Here is a 1,070-nt window from a genome sequence, read left to right on the forward strand (position 1 = left end):
CTCAACGCCGCCCGGTCACTCGTGGGAGCGGGCAGCGCGGCCCGGTCCAGCTTGCCGTTCACCGTCATCGGCAGACGGTCCACCAGCATGAACACCGCCGGCACCATGTGATCGGCCAGACGCTGGGACACGAACGACCGCAACGCCGCCACCGAGACCGGCCCATCAGCCACCACATACGCCACCAGACGATCAAGCCCAGAAGCATCCGGCGCCGCGACCACCGCACACCCGCTCACCACAGGATGAGCAGCCAGAACATGCTCGATCTCGCCCAGCTCGATACGGAACCCCCGCACCTTCACCTGCGCATCGGCCCGCCCCACATACTCCAACCCCCCACCCGGCAACACCCGCGCCAGATCCCCCGACCGATACAACCGCCCCCCACCCCCACCGAACGGATCCGGCACGAACCGCTCAGCGGTCAGCCCCGGCCGCCGCCAATACCCCCGCGCCACACCCCAGCCCCCGACGAACACCTCACCGACCACCCCCACCGGCACCGGACGCAAGAACCCGTCCAGCACCCACACCCGCGTCCCGGCAAGACCCCACCCGATCGGACTGCCGGACTCCTCCTCCCCCACCCGATGCACCGTCACATGCACCGTCGTCTCGGTGATCCCGTACATGTTCACCAACGGCAACCCCGCCACCGCCGGCCACGACCGCCACGACCGCACCCCCGCCATGTCCAGCCGCTCACCCCCGAACACCACCACCCGAAGACGCGACCCCTCCCGCAACCGCGAAACCAGCTGACCGAACGCCGTCGGCGTCTGCGACAACACCGTCACCCCACGCTCCACCAGCACATCCGCCAACCGCTCCGGCGAACGCGCCACCCCATGCGGCACCACCACCAACGACCCCCCGAACGCCAGCGCCCCCCACACCTCCCACACCGAAAAATCGAAGGAGAAGGAATGAAACACCGACCACACATCCCCCCGGCCACACCCCAGCTCACGCCCCGCCGACCGCAACAACCCCACCGCGTTGCCATGCGAGACCACCACCCCCTTCGGCCGCCCCGTCGACCCCGACGTATAAATCACATACGCCGC

Annotated in this window: 1 protein-coding gene; it reads right to left on the reverse strand. The window is 69.2% G+C overall.

Features of this window, described 5'->3' with window-relative positions:
* Positions 1-1,061: amino acid adenylation domain-containing protein (locus FLW16_RS42890; RefSeq protein WP_312847200.1), on the reverse strand; the 1,061-nt coding region annotated here is incomplete at its 3' end.
* Between the last annotated feature and the right edge of the window lie 9 nt (positions 1,062-1,070).

Source organism: Microbispora sp. KK1-11 (assembly GCF_006874435.1).
GTDB classification, from domain to species: domain Bacteria; phylum Actinomycetota; class Actinomycetes; order Streptosporangiales; family Streptosporangiaceae; genus Microbispora; species Microbispora catharanthi.